The following is a 21,142-nucleotide window of genomic DNA, read 5'->3' as shown; positions in this document are numbered from 1 at the left end:
AAAGCCAGAAAATGAAGAAGGCGATTGAAAAAGAACAAGAATAAAAGAATAAGATGATAAAACGAACGCTCTACATGGTGCTCTTGGGCTTAAGCTACGCATGCAGCGCGCAAGCACAACTCATTGAGGAAAAGCCAAGAGCCTTACAAGGTATTGATGTTGTTGAGCATCTAGGAGAGACTATTCCAGAAGACTTGAGTTTTCAGGATGAGACAGGCAAAGCTGTCAAACTCAGCGATTATCTGCACAAAGGTAAGCCAATTATTTTGGTGATGGCGTATTACCGCTGTCCAATGCTGTGCAATATGGTGTTGAATAGCGTGGCAGAATCTGCTAAAACACTTGACCTTGTTTTGGGTAAAGATTACATGATTCTCACGGTCAGTATTGATAGCCGAGAGACCGCAGAGCTTGCAGCGGCAAAAAAGACGCGCTACAAAGAAGTCTTTGGTAAGCCCGGCGTAGAAGAAGGATGGTTCTTCCTGACAGGTGCATCAGAGCACTCAAGAGCGCTAGCGGACGCCGTGGGGTTCAAGTATTTCTATGACAACAAGCGCGATGAATATGCTCATCCTGCGGTGATTATGTTGCTTTCCCCTGAGGGCAAAATTACGCGCTATGTCTATGGCATCAATTACAAAAATTTTGATTTGAAACTAGGTCTCATTGAAGCTGCGCAGGGGAAAATTGGCTCAACGATAGATAGGCTGATTCTCTCTTGCTTCCACTACGACGCAAGTGCCGGAAGTTATGTGCCCGTCGCTATGAACATTATGCGTCTGGGCGGTGTCTTGACAATCATCGTCTTAACGATTGTGGTAGGCTCATTCTGGATGCGTGAAAGCCGCAGGCATGCACGCAACGGAAAACCGAGTGTAGATCTTCCAACGAATTAAACCGAAAGCAGCATTATGAATCCAAAAGTATCAACCAGTTGGGTACCGCCTGAAGCCTCAACCGTTGCACGTGAAGTTGACTCACTGATTGTCTTCATTGCCAATGCAAGTGCAATTCTTTTCGTTGCCGTAACGCTGGTCTCACTGTATTACCTCTGGAAATATCGACGTAAAAGTGAAAAACCTACCTTCACATCTTCGATTTCGCATAACAGTCGCTTAGAAATTATTTGGACGCTGATTCCGACAGTGCTCGTCATTATGATTTTCTTCTGGGGATTCAGCTCCTATATGGATATGCGCGTGATACCTGCAAATTCCATGCAAATCAAAATAACAGGAAAAAAATGGTTCTGGGCGTTTGATTACCCGAACGGGACAAATAGTGTCAATGAACTTGTTGTGCCTGTTGGCAAACCCATCAAAGCACTGATTTCTTCCACAGATGTAATTCACAGTTTCTATGTGCCGGCATTTCGCATCAAGATGGACGCTGTGCCAAACCGCTACACGACCATTTCTTTCACACCGACACAGGAAGGATCGTTCGACATTTTCTGCGCCGAATACTGTGGCACAAGCCACTCTGGAATGATTGGCAAAGTGCATGTCAAGACCGAAGCAGAATACAGGAAATGGCTGGAAGAAGCTGAAAGCGGAGGCAAAATGGCACCTGAGGAGTTTGGTGCAAAACTCTATGTGTCCAAAGCCTGCGCGACTTGTCACAGCATTGATGGCAGCGCAAATACTGGTCCGACTTGGAAAGGCATTTTTGGCAAAAAGCATAAGATGGCAGATGGCTCAGAAGTCTTGGTCGATGAAAACTACATCCGCCAATCAATTCTTGAACCAAATGCGAAAGTGGTCGCAGGCTATCAGCCTGTAATGCCAACCTACCAAGGCTTATTGAAGGACAAACAAATTGATGCACTTATTGAATTCATCAAGACGCTTAAGTAAGCAGATATGCTTGCTATTGAAATTAAAAGGAGTAATCAATAAAGGAGGGAAACAATGGCTGCATTGCAACAAGCCGATGTCGCAGGTACAGTAAAAACGACATCAAGTGAAGTGTCAAGAAATTATCTCAACTCCCCGAAAGGGATTTGGTCGTGGATCTACACGCTCGACCACAAGCGTATCGCCTTGCTGTATCTCTTTACAGTGATGACATTTTTCTTAGTTGGCGGTATCTATGCGCTTGTACTGCGCTTTGAGCTGTGGTTTCACGGGGCAGGCTTGCAAGCTGAAGTGATGAAGCGCGGGCTGGTCGGACCCGATACCTATAATCAGCTCTTTACGCTGCACGGCGCAATTATGGTCTTTCTCTTTATCGTTCCATCCATTCCTGCAATCATCGGAAATTTTGTGTTGCCTCTGATGCTGGGCGCAAAAGATTTAGCGTTCCCAAAACTGAACTTGGCAAGCTATTACGTCTATCTTTTCGGCGCAATCTTTTGCGTCTACTCCTTGCTCTCGGGCGGTGTCGATACAGGCTGGACATTTTATACGCCATATAGCGTAGAGACAAAAGGCTCTGTGATTTCAATGACACTGGGGGCGTTTATTCTAGGCTTCTCTTCGATTTTTACGGGTATTAATTTCATCGTGACAATTCATAAGATGCGCGCCCCAGGTATGACATGGTTCAATATGCCGCTCTTCGTATGGGGCATGTATGCCACATCGCTAATTCAGGTCATGGCAACACCTGTACTGGGCATTACGCTGCTTTTACTTATCTTTGAGCGTGCATTTGGCATCGGCGTCTTTGACCCCGCTCTCGGCGGCGACCCCGTACTCTATCAACATTTCTTCTGGTTCTACTCGCATCCAGTAGTCTATGTGATGATTTTGCCAGCGATGGCAATCATTTCCGAACTGATTGCAACCTTTTCGCATAAGAAAATTTTTGGCTACAGACCGATTGCATTTTCAAGCGTCGCCATCGCACTGGTGAGTTTCCTTGTGTGGGGACATCATATGTTCACCAGCGGACAGTCTGAACTGACTTCCACAATCTTTTCTTTCCTCACCTTTTTGGTGGGGATCCCCTCTGGGATAAAAGTGTTTAACTGGATAGCAACTATGTATCGAGGCTCGCTAACGTTTCAGGCACCAATGCTTTACACACATGCCTTTCTTTCACTTTTCACCATCGGCGGTCTAACTGGCATTTTCTTAGGCACGCTCTCCGTTGATATCCATTTGCATGACACATATTTCGTTGTTGCGCACTTTCACTATGTGATGATGGGCGGTGCCGTCATGGCATTTCTGGGAGGCTTGCACTACTGGTGGCCAAAAATGTGGGGTAAAATGTATGATGAATTCTGGGCTGCAGTCTCAGCCGCATTGATTTTCATCGGCTTCAATGTAACTTTCTTCCCGCAGTTCATCATGGGCTTGCAAGGTATGCCACGTCGCTACTATGCGTATCTCGACCAGTATCAAACCATGCACATGCTCTCCACATTCGGCACATGGATACTCGCATTAGGATTTATTGTCATGGCAATTTATCTTATTCACTCACTCTTTGCAGGCAAACCAGCACCCAAAAATCCATGGTATGCCTTGGGCTTAGAGTGGACGATTCCCTCGCCGCCACCAACAGAAAATTTCGTGGGCAACCCGCGTATGCTCTGGGGCTGCTACGACTATGACCGTGTCATGATGGATAAAGACGGACTTGTAACCTTCAACCCAGATTTCAAAGATGAACATGAGCACGAAAAAATAGAAAAGCAAGAAGGCAAACGCTACGAAACAACTCGTTCTTTCAACTGATACCATTAAGCTGAAATGCGTTGCAAAAAAGGCGAGCGTCTAAACGCTCGCCTTCTTATTCTTACTCATTGGAGGATTGCCAGTGCTGCACATCTACATAGGCAATAGAAGTTCTTTAGCAACAGTTTTTAGCTGAACCTTGTGCCGAACTTTTAACGGGTATTTTCCATTAAACATCTAACTCTCCACTACTATGAAAACGAATAAATTTCTTTTCGCAGCACTGATATCCGTCCTACTCATGAGTTGCGGACAAAACAGTAATCCCAGTGATAATTCTGGTGGAAACACAGGACAAACTGGCACTGGTTCAATGAGTGCAAAGGTTGATGGACAAGACTGGTCAGCAGCAACAGCTTTAGCAGCTTATTCATCAAGTACGCGTGACCTTACACTCAATGGTGCAAGAGGAGACGCATCGCCATCGTCTGCTATCACCATTTCGCTCCGCAATGTGCAGGGTACAGGAACATTTACGCTCGTTGCAGTTGGTACAGTCGGCAGCAGCGGTCAAGGATTTGCAACATACGGCACGAACACATCAGGTCAGGTACAGAGTTTTGTAACGACAGAAGCAAATGCTGGAACTCTAACCCTCACGCGATTTGACACGCAGGCACGAGTGGTTGCAGGTACGTTCAGCTTTAGATGCACAAGTCCAACTAGCGCAACCGTAAGAAGAAATATCACGGACGGGCGCTTCGAGATGCCGCTGACAACCGTAAATTAAGTTTTAAGTCTCGCAGCAAAAAAGTGTGCAGCATAACTCCAAAGGCAGCATCATCAAATGCTGCCTTTTATTTTTTGATGAAATCTAATGTGACTGATGAGACAAACTAAATTTGCAAGCAAAGGTGCGGGGTTACTGTCGCGCAGTTGCAGGGGTGTAAAGCTGATCTGTTTTGATGACATCAAGCGTGTGGAGTTTTGCATTAGCAACAAGAAGCACTGTTTCAGAATCCAGTTTGAGCAGTTTCGCATCAGCGACGCGTACATTATTGGCAAGTATTTTCAGGGTGGAAAACTTACCTTTTGTGCTGCCGAAAGCAACACAAAGTTGCTCTTTATCAGATTTGCCAATAAGAATATCAAGATAGCCATCGCCATTGATATCTATAACTCGTGCAAAGTCAGAAGGAAGTAGGCTAACAAGTGAGCTAAGAGATTCTGCCTTGTATTGATTGCTGGAAAGCAAAAGCCAAGTCTGGCTTGAAGAGGCAAGGAGCCAATCAGGTTTCTGATCGCCGTCGAAATCATTGCAAAGACAAGTGTGTATAGGCAGTTTGGTACGCAACAAGCGGATTTGCAGTTTCTCGACAAGTTGAACGTGCTGCTGATGCTGTTTGCCAAAGGCATAAAGGTGCGCTGTAATGGTCTGGGTGTGATCGCGCTCAATTGCAGCAATCAGATGTTGTTTGAAGAACGGCGCACGATGCAAAAAGAAAAGATGTTCAATCGGAACAAATGGTGCAAAAGTAAACTCACTGAGTTGGGCTGTACCAGTGCGTGTAAGGCGATAAGAAATCAGTTGTGGTAAAATCTCATGATTGCTATGATCAATAAGAAAGAGAAATGAAGAAGAAGGAGAGATGCGCCAATGCTCAAAGTCTGTGATATTTAAGGCAAGAATAGGTAGTTCAGCGACTTTTTCGACAGAAGGAAGCAATTGGGATGAAAAGACAAAAAGTTTGTCTGACCGCTCGGAAATAGCAAACAAATCAGAGTTACTATCAGGGTGCCAGATAAATTTTATCTTGCTGCCGAGTGGAGCAGACTTATAGATTTGCCAAGGTTTGGGACCTGCAATCAAAGAAAGCGACGATTGTCCATGACCTAACACACCAATCAGTGGTTGCGGTTTGCGTGCTGTAGCAACTAAGGATGTTGGGTGTGGACTGATGACCAAGCGTTCGATAAGTAGAGAAGTCTTTTTGTGCTCGCGCATGGAGGTTGTGGAGAAAATCACGATGCGCTTTTTAGTGGGCTGAAGAAAAAGAATTTCAGAAAAGGTATCGCCGTTCAGATCTGTGAGTGTGAACTGTGAGGCGTGATCAATGCCGAGGGCGCAGCATTCTTGAAAGTCGCCACCGGGCTTGCCAAAAAAAAGAGAAAGCTGCTCTGCCGATGAATTGAGTACGAAAATGTCGGTAAGACCATCATTGTTAAAATCTTGTGCAAAGAGATGCATAGGCGAAGCCGAAAGTGAGAGCTGCAGCGGCAGTTTGCCCGTTTGAATACCGATATCGTAAAGCACTTGCAGTTCGGCAGGAGCAAGGCGTGAGACTTCAAACCCAAGCACAATATCTGGCACACCATTCTGATTAAAGTCAGCAACAAGAAAACTGGAAAGGGTGCGTTCAAGACGAAAGGAAAGAGGACCAAGGAGCGAATCTTGGTCATTTCGAATATACTTTATGGTGCGTTCTACGGCGCTATATGCCACAAAATTGGGGAGCATATTGCTCCCCGATGGCTCGCACAGTGCAACCTGTGCAAAGATGCTCTGACTGGAGAGCGTAGACTTGCGCGTAAATCCAAAAGATGGAAAATACTCCACATGCCCAATGCCCTGCATCTGCCCATAGAAAAAAATGGAAGTGTGGTAATGAGAAGGGAAAATCAACATTTTTTCTGCGCCGGGCTCAATCTCAATTTCAGCTTTAAGTAAAAGGCGTTCAGCGGAACTGCCGTAGTAGCATATCAATCGCGTGGGCGAGCGTGCAAGGAAAACCAAATCGGTAATCCCATCATGATTTAGGTCTGCTGCTTGCAAAGCTTGAATAGATGCAGGAAGTGTGAAAAACTTCGGACTAAACTCATCTAAGACGGCGGTGCCATACAAAATAACAAGTCGGTTACACTGAGGCTCAATGAGGGCGATGTCAGCGTTGCGGTCGCCATTAAAATCACCTGTAACAAACTGACTAAATTGGTGCTCGAGCAGGACATCATAGCGATACAGCGCAGGCATTGCAAAATCTGAATTAGTGCGTCCGGACAAGGAGGCATAAACAAGTTGTGGAAAGATGAGCAGCAGTAACACAATAACTTTCATATCTCTACATTTCGCAGGAGGCATTATCATATCTACTTGAGTAATAAAAAGGCGTGGACGGCACTCAAAGGTAAAAAGTTTACTTCGCATTTCAGTAAGATGCGGCAAAAAAAATTAGTCTGACTGTCTAAGTTGAAAAATTGCCTCAGATATATTTGTGGCGCAGAACACAGCGGAGCCAGCAATGAGTGCGTCAGCGCCTGCAGAACGCACGAGTGGTGCATTCTCGGGTGTAATGCCACCATCGATAGCAATAATGAGGTTCGGGTTAAGTGCTTCTCGCAAGCGATGCAACTTGCGCACCTTGTCAATAGACGATGAAATAAATTTTTGTCCGCCAAATCCCGGATTAACTGACATAATCAGTACAAGATCAAGGAACGGCAAAATTTCTTCGAGCGTGGAAACAGGCGTTGCTGGATTAAGTGAGACACCCGCTTTAGCGCCGAGCGAATGAATGAGCTCCACCGTGCGATGCAAATGCAAGCAGGCTTCTTGATGCACCGTAATATGAGTTGACCCTGCATCAATGAAAGCTTTCACATACTTTTCGGGTTCCACAATCATGAGATGTGTATCAATCGGCAAGGAGGTGCAGCGGCGAACTGCTTCAACAATGAACGGTCCAAACGTGATGTTTGGGACGTAGCGACCATCCATGATGTCGCAGTGAACCCAATCAGCGCCGCCCTGCTCAATTTGCTTGATTTGTTCAGAGAGGCGCGTAAAGTCAGCCGAAAGAATAGATGGAGCAACAATGTTGCGTGGTTGTATCTGCATAAATTAGTGTGTTGTTAAAACGCTTCGCCAATGCCAAAGTTAAATTGAAAACTGCCGAGTTGCCATTTTTGAATTTGCCAGCGCTCTGCCAAAGGCAGCGATGGATCATAGATACGATACGCAAAATCGAGACGAAGTGGACCAATCGGTGTACCGAAACGAAAGCCTAAGCCGGTATTCAAGCCAACTTGCTCAAAGAACGTGGAGGCTACAAGTGCATTTTCGCCTTGTCGTGCCCAAATGTTGCCCGCATCAAAAAAAATAACAATACCTGAAGGGTAGCCGAAGGTTCTAAAGAAAGAAATACGCTCTTCAACACTAAACTCAAGTTTGATATCGGAGCCAAGTCGAGAGACGGCAAGAGCAGAATCTGCGGGATTGTTGCCAGGACCGAGCAAGTTAAATCCCCAGCCACGCAGACTATTCGGACCGCCGGCATAGAAGCGCCGTTCAAGTGGCGTAGGATTGTTCGCGCTTTTAGCGTAAGGAAAAAGGTAGCCTACAAAGACTTTGAACGCCAGTTGATTATTTCCGCTAATTGGAATGCCAACGCTGCCCAAGGCACTGAGGCGTATGAACTGATTGTAACGCAGTCCAAAAAGTTGTGCGTCACCTTCGCCGAATCCGGCGCCGAAGAGATAAGGCAAGGCGCCTGAAAGCTCAAAGGTTGTGTTCAAACGAGCGTCAAGTGTGCGCTGTGCCTCAGGCAGATTTGAGAAGAAAAAATCAAGGCGGCTCGAAATATTGCGAGGAAATGTGCGCGGCACGCCACGATTAAACAGATCTTCACGCACCGCATCACTGACATTAGGCAGTTGAATATCAACAAACTCTACTTCCAAAAAGTCTAAAGTAATTTGCTGAAAGATGTTTGGAAAAATTTGGCTACGAAACCGAAAGAGTACAGATTGCTGGCGTCGAGGCGCATCCTGCAAAATGCTGTATTGAAGCAAGGCGATAAGGCGATTGCGAGGACTAAAAAAATAAGGTACGCTGTATTCCAAGCGTGCGTCAAAGTTATAGACAATAGGATCGAGCGTGATTTCTTCACCAGCAAAAATTTGAGTTCTCGCCCCAAGATTCGGTTGAAAGCCCCCAGAGACAGCAGCCGTGAAAGATTGTGCGCCACCGAGCAAATTGCGGTTGAGATAACTAATTGCAGGGGAAAAATTCGGCGCGTTGTTACGATTGTCAATGCGAAGTTCAGGTTTGATTTGATGGCGCGGCGCCAGTTGCAAGTCAATTGTGGTGTAAAGCCGACCGTCTCGCACAGAGTCGTCGCGTATGGTGGCGCCTTCAAAGATGCCAAGCAAGCCTAATTGCTGCAGCGTCTCACGCTTTGCTGAAAGACTTGAGAGTTGGTCAGGACGGTAAGCAATCGAGCGTCGTATCAAATAAGGTTCAATGTATTGCTCACTATAAATATCGACTTGAATGCCATCTTGAATGCTGCGGCGTAATTGGCTGGAGGTATCACTTTGCACAGGGTTATGCACGATGGCGGTAATATCGCCGAAGCGCAGTTGTTCGGGCAAGCGAATAAAGATGGTAATAGCGGCACTGCGGTTTTGGTTGGAAAGACGTACTTCGGCACGCACGCTGTCAGTTGACATAAACGCATAGCCACGCTCTTGAAAAAACGAGACAATGCGGGCACGCTCACGCAGCATGTCGCGAATGGTATAGACTTCACCAATGCGAATAGCAGACTCTTGCTCAAAAAGATCGCGCTCGCTTTCCTCCAAGATATCAATACCAACATAGCGAATGGATTGAATAATCGTCGGCGCACCTTCATCAATCTTCAAGCGAATGATGACAAGCGAACTATCGGCATTGTATTCAAACTCGGGGTGAAAGGTCGCTGCAAGGTAGCCATTGGCAGCATAAAGTTCTGAAAGGCGTGCAAGATCGTCCTGAAAAAGCAGAGAATCGTATTCCACAGGGGCTTCGCCCAAGGTGTTCTGAAAGAAATTGCGAAAGCTCGAGGAGTCAGGAAAAATTTTGCCAAACTGATAGAGTCCTACCCAAGGTCTAAAAAACGAGAGATACACGGTGTTCTCATGCGTCTTCATTTCCGCCAAAAGGTCTTTTTCTTTCAGCGCTTTATTACCCAGAATAAACAGACGGTCAATGTAGGTGGTCTTGGAGGGCACAGAAGGTGAGACTTGGGCAAAGAGCAGTAAGGGAAAGCATAAGAAATAAAAAAGAAGCGCAACAGTTCGCAGTTGCGCTCCAAAAGATATCTGATAAACGTTCAAAGCAAAAACAAGCTAGAGCCCAGCTGCACATCAATAGTTATCGGCGTCGTCGTCGTTGTAATAGAAGTCCTCGTTCGTAGGAAAATCTGGCCAGATTTCCTCGATACTCTCGTAGGGCTCTTCACCATCAAGCTCGTTAAGGTTATCGATAACCTCTTGAGGTGCTCCTATACGATTGGCATAATCTATGAGTTCGTCTTTTGTTGCAGGCCAAGGAGCGTCAACGAGATAACGAGCAAGTTCAAGGTTCCAGTACATAGTTCAACTACCAGAAATTTTAAGGGTTAAAGCAGAGACTAATTGTTATTCAGGGATTGATACAATTTGAAACTCTAATTCGTTCAATTGTGGTGTAATTCTTCTGGTGCTAAAACTACTGCTTCTTGAAGCTCAGTCGGTGAAATCTCATCAAGCATATACGCAATTGGATTTACCTTCACACCATCTTTGATAACTTCATAGTGCAAATGCGGTCCGTCAGAGATGCCGCTATTGCCAGAGAGAGCGATGTTGTCACCACGTTTCACAGCTTGACCTGGCTTTACCAAAAGCTTTGAAAGATGTGCATAAAGCGTCTTCAAGCCAAAACCATGATCAATGACAATGCAGTTGCCATAGCCATCATTATACTGCGCACTTTCGACAATGCCATCGCCTGTGGCATACACTGGCGTACCAATCGCTGCATGAAAATCTTGACCAGAGTGAAACTTCATGATGCGGTAAATCGGATGAAACCGCATGCCAAAGGGACTCGTGCGTACCCCATCGATAGGCTTAATGGCAGGTACTGATGCAAAGAAACGCTTGTTTTCTTCATACTTCTGCAAAATTTCTGCGTAGCTTTCGCTTTGAATTTCAACTTGATGCGCAAGACGGTTAATCATCTGACTTGAAATAGAAATCAAAGAAGCTATGGTGTTTGTCGTATCTAGGGGCATGCGCAGACCACCAGTACCAAGCGCTTTTTCTTCTGCACTCATCAAAGGCAAATTAACGACGCGACGCAAAGAATTATCACTTTCCGAGAGTTTTTCAAGCATTCCCATCGCATGGTTAAGTTTGGCTGTCAACTCTACTACTTGCGCCTCAAGCTGCTGATACTGCCTATCTTTAACCATCTGATTGCCATAGAAATGCATAAATCCGACCGTAAAGAGCACAGTAAGAAGTAGAACTAAGGCAGCTTGTCCGAGAAGTGTGGTATAGTTGCGCCGAACCTCTACATACCGACACTCTTCCTCGGAGTAATAGAAGTACCTGTTTTTGGGCATATGCTTCTCTCTGAATTGGTTTTTTACTGAGAACAGAAAAAAAACGTCAGAGCTTGATTTGATTGACAGCCAAATGTTTGTTGTAGCAATATAGCAAACTGCAAGTAACTTTTCAAAGTTTCAGTTTCACATGGGTTTAGCAAGCACAGCGGTTTGACGCAAGGTTTCGATAATAGCAGAAGATGCGTCAAGCGCCTCAAGGTAGAGGATATAGATGCCCATGCGGAGCGGTTGGCGATTATCGTCTAAGCCATCCCAAATAACTTCGCCTTGTGCGCCCGAGGGTTCGCTATTAGCCAGTGTGCGCACAAGTCGACCTCTGGCGTCAAAAATCTTAATGCGAATGCGATTGGCTGTGCCTTGCAGTTGATAGCGAATCACAAGGAAATCATCACGTCCATCACCATCAGGTGAAAACGGATTGGGCGAAAGCGCAAGCGTTGAAGCGGTGCCTGAAATCTCTGGTGACGGGGCAAAGGTGCTATTCTGCCGTGCAGGTGTGCCGCCAAATTCGCGATTGGTTGAAGTTGTCCAGTTGCGTGCATCATTGCTGCCACCATTCGGATTGATGCGCTCTAAAGAAAGCCCGCGCGTGGAAGAAAAAAACGGATTGTGCCAGCGCGGTGAGTAGCGCACTGAATCGACTAAGAAACCTGTGTTGTCGTAGAGTGCGACCAGATCGCCATCATTGTTCAGACTCAAATCGGAGAGGTTTGTGCGGCTGGTGGGACTTGAGCGCACTGAAGTAAAGAGCTTGGCATTACGATCACTTTGCAAATAAGTAAAGAATTGAACGAGGCGCGTGCTGTCGCGCACGGTAGCACGGTCGGGCGCAACTACAGCATATTCGTTGGGCTGCAAGACATAATTCTCCGACGAATCTTGCGCAAAGAAAAACTGGTTAAACTCGCCACGTTCATTTGGCGCATCCGTGATAAACCATCCACGCAAATCCACAGGCGCATTGCTGCGATTAAAAAGCTCTACATACTCTGGCTGATCGGGCTTAAAGTCATTAGGGTCTTGAATCGGTGCATACATGATTTCATTGATGATAACAGAGGTGCGCGGTGCGCCAGAAAGAAGGCGCGTGCGAGCTACATTGTTCGAGGTGTCTTCATCGCCAGTAATGCTCAGTGTGAGAATGAACTCAACAGGTTCAGCAGTGCGGGGCGTATAGGTGAAAGATTGGCGTATGGAGTCACGTGGAGCAAGGTCACGCATGAGTGTGCTCGTACTAATTTGCTCGGTGGGCTCGCCAATTGCGTTACGATTGCGATCTTCAAAGACACGTGTGGTGGCGCCGTTACCAAAAGCAAGCAACCCACGATTCTGAACCGTGTAGGGAATAGTGATAGCAGTTTGTGGCGGCGTAGAAAATTGCTCAGCGATGCGTAAAGCCAGATCGCGCTCTTTGGGCGTAACCGAGTTGATAAAGCCGGGCGTGCCACCTTGTACCAAACTTGGTGCAAAGTTCGTGGACGCATCATCACGAGAGAGAATAATTTTCTCAAGTGAAAAGCCTTTGTTGCGCGCGTTGCCAACATAAGATGTGCGAGCCACTTCCAGATTGCGTGGTGTGAGCAGTGTAACCGTATCAGCTGTATTTGAAAGGCTCAGTGAGCCAGACGCACGCAGGACTAAGGCGCCCTGCGGAATACGATTACGGTAAAATTGTCCGGAGGTGAAGTAACTCGGGCTAAAGACAACGGCAAAACGGCGAGGAGGAAGAACTGTATTCCCTGTGCCTGTCGCACCTGAATCGGTAAGTGTGAGATTGACTGTGCCACCGATGCGCCATCCGCGCAGATCAATAGAAAGTGAGGGATGTGTGTTGTAGAGTTCCACAAATTCATCAGCTGTGGCATTTGCGTCCTCAGGCGGATCGTACATGATTTCGCTGATGATGATAGACGTATCGGCAGGTGTGAGCACAGGCGTAGAGACTACACGCAAAGTGCGGCGCAAGGTGTCATTGGTTCGCCGCTCATCATTTGCAAGTGCAGCAACTGTAGCAAACCTGCGCAGTCCAAGAGCAGGTGTAGAAATTGCAATCTCAAAACGAAGAGAGTCGTTGGGTTGAAGAGTGCTGCTGACAGAGCGTGTCTCGAAGCGCTCATTCGGCGAAAGAATGTGATTGCTGTCGAGATCTTCATAGAACTCTACGCTAAAAGAAGAAATCGGCTCAGTGCCTGCATTTTGCAGCACGGCTTGAAGCGTAACACTCGTACCTTGCACAACAGAATCAGCAGGTAAGAACGAGAGGCGCACATTGCGCAAGTCAAAGCGCAGCGGCGAGACAGAATTCTGACTGCCAGGTGTGCCGCCAATGTTCAAACTTGGAGAAAAGTTTGTCGGTGTATCATCACGATTGAGTATGATTTTTTCAAGTGAGCGACCACGATTTGAAGAAACACCTGTGTAAGTAAAATTAGCAAGTGTATCACCACGTTCGTTAAGCAAGCGAACGCTCTCGATGCCTGTGTTATTGAAGGCAATGCTGGCTGTAGTACGCAAGATGAGCGTACCTGCAGGAATAAGTGGGCGGTAGTAGGCAAAGGCGCGGCGAAAATCAGTCCCCGTGAAAATCACGGCAAAACTGCGTGGGGCGAGTGTGGCATTGCCAGTGTTCGTTGCTGTGGTATCAGCAATCGTGCGCAACACTGCAGCATCGCCGATGCGCCAGCCGCGTAAGTTAAACGACTGTGTCGGGCTGGTGTTGAAGACCTCGACAAACTCGTCAGCGGAATTAGCATCAGAGGGCGGATCATACATGATTTCGCTAATGACAACTGCTGTGTCGGGCACAGTTTGCGCAAATCCACCCGAGAAAAGCAGCAGCGAGAGCAAAAAAAGAGCAAAAGTCTGGCGCATCATGCACAAAGGTTGATTTAACAGAGAATCACGCGGTGCAATTTAGCAACAGAGATCTTCTACTTTACGTACTCTTGCTTCAACTTGTTCTTGTACTCTTTTTGCAGTTTCTCCACTTTCGGGTCGATAACGAAAATGCAATAGGGGTTGCGCGTACGGTTTTGGTTGTAATAATTCTGATGGTAGGCTTCGGCTTTGTAGAAGACGGTGAACGGTACCACTTCTGTAACAATTGGATTGCTCCAAATCTTTGCAGCATTGGTTTCGCAAATGACTTCTTCGGCAATACGGCGCTGCTCGTCGTTATGATAGAGAATAATTGAGCGATACTGTGTGCCGACATCATTGCCTTGGCGATTCAGTGTTGTGGGGTCGTGTGTGCGAAAGAAAACTTCCAAGAGTTCCTTGTAGCTAACTTTTTGGGGATCGTAAGTAACCTGTACCACTTCAGCATGACCTGTATTTCCCATACAAACTTGTTCATAAGTTGGATTAGGCACCGTGCCACCTGCGTAGCCTGATTCGACTTTCAGAACGCCTTCTATGCGCTGAAAGACCGCCTCGACGCACCAGAAGCAGCCGCCGCCGACGGTCATCACTTCGGTCTGGCTATGTGCTGACGGGGTCATGGTGGTCATGGTAAGTAAATCCTCCTGTTCTGATTTAGCTTTCTTGTGAAGAAAACAACAAGTTAGAAAAAGAAGAGCGAATATAAGTACTCGCATGGACAAGAAAATTAGGTGATCGACACTGCCGAGTTCAACGAAAGTAAGACGTGAGACGTTTCAGCAAGGCTAAACGCTGGCACGCAGTTGCAAAATAAAATGGCGTATTGGCGCCAGACTGCCCGGCTGTTCCACATAATTGTAATTGAACAGGTTACGCACCATCACATTTACCACAAAGCCCACGGTGCCAAGAGCGAAGCGTGTGCCAAGCCGCACGTCGGAGACATGCGCATCAACCAAACGATTGCCATCAGGTACAATGAGTGCAAGTTCAGGGTCGATGGCATCAAAGCGGCTTAGAAAACGGTAATTCCATTCAAGCATAAGGAAACTGATGTTGGCTTCAGCATTGACATAAAACAAACGGCGATTGCGATAGCGTAGCCAGCGAAGGTTTGCAGCGTCAGTGTAGTCAATTGGGTTGGTATGCGTGTAAGAGAGCGTAAGGAGAAGAAGGCGCTGATTAAACGCCAGCGTACTTGAAATTTCATAGCCCAAGATGTGAGCGGAAGTGATGTTTTGGAACGAGAATGACCCTGCGGCGGTCGGGCGCACCTCAATGAGATTATCATAGACGTTCGAGAAAGCGGCAATATCAAGAGAGACATTGGTGAGTGCAAAATCGCGAAAGAGTTCAACGGGGCGGCTATAACTAAAAAGGTAACCGAGTTCAAAGCTAAGGCTACTTTCAGGGCGCAGGTCAGGATTCGGTTGCACTTGAATGAAACCAGTTTGTGTTGCAACAAAGCGTTCGCTAATGGTCGGATTGCGGAAACCTGTGCCAAAATTGCCTCGCAGAGAGTGATGCTCGCCAAGCGTCCAATTAAGCCCAAAGCGAGGATTGAAGCGACCGACTAACGATTCACGATTAACGGCTAAGCCATCAGCTCTGACCCCAAAACTCATAATGAAGGTTTTGAAGAGCGGCAAATCGCTTTGCAGATAAAGTGCGGCGCCTATTGCCGAGTGATTGCCATAGAGATTCGACTGGACATCTGTAAAAGAGCCTTCTAAGCCACCTGTGATGACAAAGCCTTTGCCGAAGTCCAATAAGAGTTGTGCTTCGGTGCCGAGTTGCAAAGAAAGTGAATTTAGTCCGTCAGTATCTTCAAAGCGGGAGCGGTAGTAACGGCTGCGCACGATGAGTTCGAAAAGGCGTGAGAGATTAACTTTGAGCGTTGGTGCAACGATGATGTTATCGGAAGCGATTCGCGGTTTTGTCTGTGAGCCATCGCGGAGTGCATCGTCAATGCTGCGCCAGAAGAAGCCGTTGCCGCGCTGTTCTTCGGCGTAGGTTCCGACAAGCGAGAGCGAGGCAGCATCAGAGAATTGATAAGCGGCTTTTGTAAAGAAACGCCAGCGACGAAAGTCTGCATTTTCGCGGTAGCTGTCGCTCACGCGCCGTGTCAGCGAGCCGTAAATGGAAAATGGACAAAATTTTGGGCGTGTGAAAGTTCAAAGCCAGATTGCAAGCGCGCACGCTCTGACCATCGCCAGATATCGAAGGCAGGATTGTCAAAAATGCCAGCATATGTGAGCAGCGAGGTGCGAGTTTGGAAGTCATTTTTGGTTACGATGTTCAAGGTGCCGCCCAGACCAGCCGAGCCATAGAGTGCCGATGAGGCGCCTTTGATGACTTCAATACGCTCAATGAAATCAACAGGAAATGCGTCCCAGCGTGCCGAGCCATCGTCAGGTGCAAGAAAGGGAACATTATCGAGCAGAAGTTGCACACGATTACCAACCCCGAAACTGACGCCGCTGGAGGCGCGGATATTTGGGGTTTGATTCGTAAAGCTCACCCCAGAGATATGCCGTAGGGCATCGTCTAAGGTGTTGCTATTGCGCTCCACAATGAAGTCAGGTTTAAGAATCGAAACAGAGAGTGAGAGCTCTTGAAGTTTTCTTTCGTAGCGGTCGGCGGTTACGGTGATTTCGCTGGCTTCGGAGACGACAGGCGAAAGTGCCATATCGATTTCTGTGATGGTATCGTTTTTGATTGAAATAGACTTGAAGATAAAAGTCTGATAGCCGGGTGCGCTGTAGATAATATCATAGATGCCACGGGGGATATTCTTAATTTGGTAGAAGCCCGCAGTATCAGCAATAGCGCCGTAAGATGTGCCGCGCAGTTGCACTCGGGCACCGATAATCGGAACCTCAGCACGCTTACGAATCGTCGTGGTCTCAAAATTGCCAAGAGAGTCGAGCCGAGTGATGCGCTCAAGTGCGGTGCGACTTTCATAGACAATGCCGCGCAGGGTGCCACCACGCAAAGCCGGTTGCGCCAGGGCAAAGAGCGGAAAAGTGATTAAACAGACGGTAAAAATAGACGCTGCAGGCAAAAGCACACGAGATTGCATCTTGGCATTAACTTTTTGCCCCAGTGCCCATGCGTTTTTTATGCTCACAGTCAGGCTTGGTGCAGTCAGCAAAAATTTGCAAGGTATGCTGTTTAATTTCAAAACCGAGGCTGTTGCAGACCTGCTGCTGTTGCTCTTCAATTTGTGGGTTAGTAAACTCAAAGACTTCACCGCACTGATTGCACACGATATGATCATGGTGTTCGTAGCCATAGGTACGCTCGTAGTGCAGATGCTTGTGTCCAAAACTATTTGGACTGACAAGGTTGCATTCTACAAGTAATTCCAGCGTATTGTAGACCGTGGCACGTGAAATGGTATATTTTTTCTGCCGGAGTCGGATGTAGAGTTCATCGGCATCGAAGTGTCCAGCATCCGAGTAAATTTCATGCAAGACAGCGCTGCGTTCGGGAGTAGCGCGGTAGCCCTTTTTGCGCAGAAAGTCACGAAAAATCTGCTCAACGGATTGTGTCAAGTCTTGCTTGCTGGTATGGTGTTCTTTAGGCTCAGATAAGGATCGTGATTTAGTCGATTTCACGGCAGAAGAAGCAGCTGTTTTCATAGTGCATCATGTTGGGTTGAAAAAGTAACAACAATTGTACTTATAGTAAAACAATCAAAACGCGCAATGAATCGTTCAAAGTGCCTAAAAAAGCCAAGTAAGGCAACTACCGCACTTCGTAAATAGCCTCGACCTCCACGCTGGCACCAAGCGGCAGTTCAGCAACACCTACAGCACTGCGTGCATGCTCACCTTTTTCACCAAAAACTTCTTTGAAGAGTTCCGATGCGCCATTGCCCACAAAAGGTTGTTCTGTAAAACCTGATTCGCTGGCAACAAAGACCGTAAGTTTGACAACACGCGTCACTCGGTCCAAATCACCGATAAGCGATTTAAGTGCAGCCAGTGAGTTGATAGCACACACTCGAGCGGCAGCTTTAGCATCCTCTTTGCTTACAATCGTTCCAACTTTTCCCTTGCCGCCAGGCTTGACAAGCTCACCACTCACAAGCGGCAACTGACCAGACACATAGACCATATTGCCTGATTGCACTGCAGGCGTATAGGCTGCAAGCGGCTTTGAGACCGCAGGCAAGGTGATGCCCAAAGATGAAAGTTTTTGCTCAACGGATGACATGGGTTTTTCAGGTGTTGTTTTTGTGAGTAAGCCTCAATAGCACCGCTCAAAAGCAGCATGAAAAGAGAAGAAAAAAATAAAATGTAGCGCATAGTGCTCTGAAATCTCTGACTGAAACTTGCTCCAGATTTTGGCGCAACATAGTCTAATTGTACGGCTTTTGCAACAGCAAACACCACAGTTGTTTCTTGCACAAACATTTTTTAATTTTGCGCTTTGAAGCAAGGCTTAAACTGCGCTATTCCAACTCTTAACTGCAAGCAATGAGGATATTTCTTTTGAAATCTAAGATTCATCGGGCAAGCGTAACGCATGCCGATTTGTACTATGAAGGTAGCATTACAATCGATCAAGACCTGATTGATGCCGCAGAGATGATACCAAACGAGAAGGTCCAAGTTGTCAACAACAGCAATGGTGCGCGGTTTGAAACCTATATCATCGCTGGTGAGCGCGGCTCAGGTGTAGTGCAACTCAATGGTGCATGTGCTCGTCTGGCTGCCGTCGGTGATGAAGTGATTATCATGACCTATGCTGATATGGAGCCAAAAGAAGCGCGTGAGTATAAACCTGTTGTAGTGCTCGTCGATAAAAACAATCGAGTGTTGCATCGATATCGTATCGGAGAAACAGCGGCTGAACCATCTTACGATATTGCCTAACAAATTTGCCCCAACCTTTTTTGAAAATCTTGACTGAAAAGAACTTGACTGAAAGAAATGCACTGGCAGTGGTGATTATGGCTGCAGGCAAAGGCACGCGAATGAAGTCTGAACTTGCCAAAGTGCTGCACCCACTGCTTTCTCGTCCCATGATTGAGTATGTGATTGATGTGGCAAAATCCTTGCAGCCTGAAAAAATTGTGCTCATTGTTGGTCATCAAGCTGATGCTGTAAAAGCGTGCACACAAGGAGCGGGTCTAGAATATGCCCTACAATCACCGCAGCTTGGCACAGGTCATGCGCTGATGCAAACCGAATCGGCATTAGCAAACTTCAACGGCAATGTGCTGGTGCTCTCAGGCGATGCGCCACTCATCACCACATCAACACTCGAAAAACTTCTTTTGCAGCACCGTACAAAGCAGGCGGTTGCAACGGTGCTCACCGCGCGCCTCGAGAACCCAACAGGCTATGGCAGAGTCATTCGCAGTGCCGATGGCAAACACATCGTAAAAATGGTCGAACACAAAGACGCTTCACCTGAAGAGCGCGCAGTCAATGAAATCAATTCAGGCATTTATGTCTTTAAGAAACGCGAACTCTTTGATGCGCTCAAACGCATCAAGAACGATAATGCACAGCAGGAGTATTACTTGCCCGATGTCTTCAACATCTTTCTTGCCGAAGGGTTGCCCGTTGTAGCTCTAATGACCGAGACATTTGAGGAAATCTGCGGCGTAAACACACCTGAGCAACTATGCGAAGCCGAAGCGATTTTGAAGCGCCGCATTGCACAGCAGCCGACAGTTGAGAGTTGAACCAGAGGAAATGTGTAGCCACAGACGTGCAGCATGGCTTGAGATGAAAGTCAGTGCATGGAGGGTATGCCTGGCGTGGATAGCAATCGCAGTTCAAGGCATAGAAAGTAAGGCGCAAGACTCGAGCAGTGCTGTCTTAGAGCCGCGCTACGAGCTGCGTGGCGTCTGGATTGCGACAGCCTTCGGAATTGATTTCCCCAAAACCACGAATGCCGAGCAGCAAAAGCAACACCTTGACTCGATTTTTCAAGATCTCAAAGCGCGTAAGTTCAATGCGGTGTTCTTTCAAGTGCGTATTCGAGCTGATGTGCTGTTCGAAACAGACCTTGAACCCTATCACGAATACTTAACAGGTGTCTATGGCAAAGCACCAGATTATGATGTGGTGCAATATGCGATTGATTGCTCGCGCAAGTATGGATTGGAGTTTCACGCATGGTTCAATACGATGATTTTGCGCGGAAAAAATGCAACGAAAAAGTCAGTTGGCGTCCCCTCTCTTTGGGAGCGGCATCCGGAGTGGATAGACTCACGTGCGGTGCTAAACCCGGATGAACCAACAGCGTATCTCAATCCCGCAAACCCGCATGTACAAGCGCATCTTCTCAAAGTTATCCTAAATTTCGCGCGCCGCTACGATATTGATGGCATTCAACTCGATGACTATTTGCGCTATCCATCCACAACGTTCCCCGATACTGCAGAATTTCAGCGCTACAATCCACGCAAACTTGCATTAGACGAATGGCGACGCGGCATGATTACGCAGTTCGTCGAGACGCTCTACGACAGTCTCATGCAACTCAAACCCTATCTCAAATTTGGTGTAACGCCAATTGGGGTCTATCGTCGCCTGGACAATGAACCTGTGATGGAAAGCTATGCACTCTACCAAGATTCACGCGAGTGGACGCGCCGCAAAGCCTGTGATTATCTTGCACCGCAGTTGTACTTCCACATTGGCAAAACCACACAAGAAGAAGCGCGCGCAAAACAATTCAATCCAGACTTTGCAAAACTCTTGGCAGATTGGTGTGCAAATAAAAACTTCCGTCATCTTTATGTAGGGTTAGGCGTCTATAAACCCAGCGTCAAGAAACAATGGCGTGAGCAACTTGCGCTTGCACGTCAGTTTGGCGCCGAAGGCGTGATATTCTACCCTTACAGTGCAACTGCTGGTATCGAAGCCTTTGAAGACTATGCGTGCATTCCACCCATGACATGGAAAAAAAGCACTTTGCCTGAAGCCCCACAGCATATTCGCATCACAAAGCAAAATGGGGTAGTACAACTGTCTTGGCAAGCACAGCCTAATGCACGCTGGTATAATCTCTATGAACAACAAGGCAATACTCTAAAACTCATCAGGCAACACATTTTTGTGCCAGAAATTCAGATAGATATCGCGTCAGGGCGACGACTTTTTCTGACAACAATTGATCGCTTCGGCATTGAAAGCACACACTCTGCGCCGGTAGAAATACCGTAGAATTTTCAAAACT

General features: G+C 47.0%; 18 protein-coding genes. 7 read left to right on the top strand and 11 right to left on the bottom strand.

All coding sequences use genetic code 11. The features are described 5' to 3' along the window. Positions 1-53 precede the first annotated feature (53 nt). The 4 genes from CMR00_08175 to CMR00_08160 all read left to right on the top strand — a co-directional run bounded on the left by CMR00_08175 (position 54) and on the right by CMR00_08160 (position 4,416). Positions 54-896 (top strand): hypothetical protein, encoded by an 843-nt coding sequence (locus tag CMR00_08175; protein PIO47849.1) that lies wholly within the window; start codon positions 54-56, stop codon positions 894-896. 15 nt (positions 897-911) lie between these two features. Beyond that, positions 912-1,856, top strand: a complete 945-nt coding sequence (coxB, locus tag CMR00_08170; GenBank protein ID PIO47848.1) for a cytochrome c oxidase subunit II — start codon at positions 912-914, stop codon at positions 1,854-1,856. Between the two features lie 54 nt (positions 1,857-1,910). Further along, a complete protein-coding gene (locus tag CMR00_08165) occupies positions 1,911-3,686 on the top strand; it encodes a cytochrome c oxidase subunit I (GenBank protein ID PIO47847.1) in 1,776 nt (591 codons plus the stop codon). Positions 3,687-3,879: 193 nt separating this feature from the next. Then, positions 3,880-4,416, top strand: coding sequence for a hypothetical protein (locus tag CMR00_08160; protein ID PIO47846.1), 537 nt, complete (start codon positions 3,880-3,882; stop codon positions 4,414-4,416). Between the two features lie 132 nt (positions 4,417-4,548). Here CMR00_08160 and CMR00_08155 read toward each other — a convergent pair whose 3' ends face one another. The 11 genes from CMR00_08155 to CMR00_08105 form a co-directional block, all read right to left on the bottom strand. Then, positions 4,549-6,741 carry a hypothetical protein gene (locus CMR00_08155; protein PIO47845.1) on the bottom strand — a complete coding sequence of 731 codons (2,193 nt, stop codon included), beginning with the start codon at positions 6,739-6,741 and terminating at the stop codon, positions 4,549-4,551. 114 nt (positions 6,742-6,855) lie between these two features. Further along, entirely contained in the window at positions 6,856-7,521 is a 666-nt protein-coding gene (locus CMR00_08150; GenBank protein PIO47844.1) for a ribulose-phosphate 3-epimerase, read from the bottom strand. 14 nt (positions 7,522-7,535) lie between these two features. Further along, positions 7,536-9,782: a hypothetical protein gene (locus tag CMR00_08145; protein ID PIO47843.1), complete on the bottom strand. Its 2,247-nt coding sequence runs from the start codon at positions 9,780-9,782 to the stop codon at positions 7,536-7,538. A 30-nt stretch (positions 9,783-9,812) separates the two neighbouring features. Then, positions 9,813-10,040, bottom strand: coding sequence for a hypothetical protein (locus CMR00_08140; protein ID PIO47842.1), 228 nt, complete (start codon positions 10,038-10,040; stop codon positions 9,813-9,815). A gap of 83 nt (positions 10,041-10,123) precedes the next feature. Continuing rightward, on the bottom strand, positions 10,124-11,056 hold the full coding sequence (locus tag CMR00_08135; GenBank protein PIO47841.1) for a hypothetical protein: 933 nt from the start codon (positions 11,054-11,056) through the stop codon (positions 10,124-10,126). Positions 11,057-11,182: 126 nt separating this feature from the next. Next, entirely contained in the window at positions 11,183-13,933 is a 2,751-nt protein-coding gene (locus tag CMR00_08130; GenBank protein PIO47840.1) for a hypothetical protein, read from the bottom strand. Between the two features lie 56 nt (positions 13,934-13,989). Beyond that, positions 13,990-14,568, bottom strand: a complete 579-nt coding sequence (gene msrA, locus CMR00_08125) for a peptide-methionine (S)-S-oxide reductase (GenBank protein PIO47839.1) — start codon at positions 14,566-14,568, stop codon at positions 13,990-13,992. 156 nt (positions 14,569-14,724) lie between these two features. Continuing rightward, positions 14,725-16,080, bottom strand: coding sequence for a hypothetical protein (locus tag CMR00_08120; protein ID PIO47838.1), 1,356 nt, complete (start codon positions 16,078-16,080; stop codon positions 14,725-14,727). Further along, a complete protein-coding gene (locus CMR00_08115; protein ID PIO47837.1) occupies positions 16,065-17,069 on the bottom strand; it encodes a hypothetical protein in 1,005 nt (334 codons plus the stop codon). Before CMR00_08115 ends, CMR00_08120 begins: the two co-directional genes overlap by 16 nt. Then, positions 17,029-17,583 carry a transcriptional repressor gene (locus CMR00_08110; GenBank protein ID PIO47836.1) on the bottom strand — a complete coding sequence of 185 codons (555 nt, stop codon included), beginning with the start codon at positions 17,581-17,583 and terminating at the stop codon, positions 17,029-17,031. The genes CMR00_08115 and CMR00_08110 overlap by 41 nt, the downstream gene beginning before the upstream one ends. A gap of 106 nt (positions 17,584-17,689) precedes the next feature. Continuing rightward, complete coding sequence (locus CMR00_08105; protein ID PIO47835.1) at positions 17,690-18,160, bottom strand: LysR family transcriptional regulator; 471 nt, start codon at positions 18,158-18,160, stop codon at positions 17,690-17,692. A 263-nt stretch (positions 18,161-18,423) separates the two neighbouring features. Between CMR00_08105 and CMR00_08100 the strand changes: the two genes are divergently transcribed. From CMR00_08100 to CMR00_08090, 3 genes are all read left to right on the top strand, one after another. Then, the gene (locus CMR00_08100) at positions 18,424-18,822 is read left to right on the top strand and encodes an aspartate 1-decarboxylase (protein ID PIO47834.1); all 399 of its coding nucleotides are present in this window, start codon (positions 18,424-18,426) and stop codon (positions 18,820-18,822) included. A gap of 77 nt (positions 18,823-18,899) precedes the next feature. Further along, positions 18,900-19,640, top strand: coding sequence for a UDP-N-acetylglucosamine pyrophosphorylase (locus tag CMR00_08095; protein ID PIO47866.1), 741 nt, complete (start codon positions 18,900-18,902; stop codon positions 19,638-19,640). A gap of 10 nt (positions 19,641-19,650) precedes the next feature. After that, entirely contained in the window at positions 19,651-21,129 is a 1,479-nt protein-coding gene (locus tag CMR00_08090; GenBank protein ID PIO47833.1) for a hypothetical protein, read from the top strand. The last annotated feature ends 13 nt before the right edge of the window (positions 21,130-21,142 follow it).

Origin of the sequence: [Chlorobium] sp. 445 (assembly GCA_002763895.1) — a bacterium.
GTDB lineage: Bacteria > Bacteroidota > Chlorobiia > Chlorobiales > Thermochlorobacteraceae > Thermochlorobacter.
The sequence above is the reverse complement of the archived record's forward strand: the minus strand, read 5'-3'. Positions and strand labels throughout refer to the sequence as shown.

Bases quoted from the DNA above. Each gene is read 5' to 3' on its own strand.
- CMR00_08090 (PIO47833.1), top strand. From the start codon at position 19,651: ATGTGTAGCCACAGACGTGCAGCATGGCTTGAGATGAAAGTCAGTGCA.
- CMR00_08165 (PIO47847.1), top strand. From the start codon at position 1,911: ATGGCTGCATTGCAACAAGCCGATGTCGCAGGTACAGTAAAAACGACA.
- CMR00_08130 (PIO47840.1), bottom strand. From the start codon at position 13,933: ATGATGCGCCAGACTTTTGCTCTTTTTTTGCTCTCGCTGCTGCTTTTC.
- CMR00_08175 (PIO47849.1), top strand. From the start codon at position 54: ATGATAAAACGAACGCTCTACATGGTGCTCTTGGGCTTAAGCTACGCA.
- CMR00_08155 (PIO47845.1), bottom strand. From the start codon at position 6,741: ATGAAAGTTATTGTGTTACTGCTGCTCATCTTTCCACAACTTGTTTAT.
- CMR00_08140 (PIO47842.1), bottom strand. From the start codon at position 10,040: ATGTACTGGAACCTTGAACTTGCTCGTTATCTCGTTGACGCTCCTTGG.
- CMR00_08100 (PIO47834.1), top strand. From the start codon at position 18,424: ATGAGGATATTTCTTTTGAAATCTAAGATTCATCGGGCAAGCGTAACG.
- CMR00_08105 (PIO47835.1), bottom strand. From the start codon at position 18,160: ATGTCATCCGTTGAGCAAAAACTTTCATCTTTGGGCATCACCTTGCCT.
- CMR00_08135 (PIO47841.1), bottom strand. From the start codon at position 11,056: ATGCCCAAAAACAGGTACTTCTATTACTCCGAGGAAGAGTGTCGGTAT.
- CMR00_08095 (PIO47866.1), top strand. From the start codon at position 18,900: ATGGCTGCAGGCAAAGGCACGCGAATGAAGTCTGAACTTGCCAAAGTG.
- CMR00_08110 (PIO47836.1), bottom strand. From the start codon at position 17,583: ATGAAAACAGCTGCTTCTTCTGCCGTGAAATCGACTAAATCACGATCC.
- CMR00_08150 (PIO47844.1), bottom strand. From the start codon at position 7,521: ATGCAGATACAACCACGCAACATTGTTGCTCCATCTATTCTTTCGGCT.
- coxB (PIO47848.1), top strand. From the start codon at position 912: ATGAATCCAAAAGTATCAACCAGTTGGGTACCGCCTGAAGCCTCAACC.
- CMR00_08160 (PIO47846.1), top strand. From the start codon at position 3,880: ATGAAAACGAATAAATTTCTTTTCGCAGCACTGATATCCGTCCTACTC.
- msrA (PIO47839.1), bottom strand. From the start codon at position 14,568: ATGACCACCATGACCCCGTCAGCACATAGCCAGACCGAAGTGATGACC.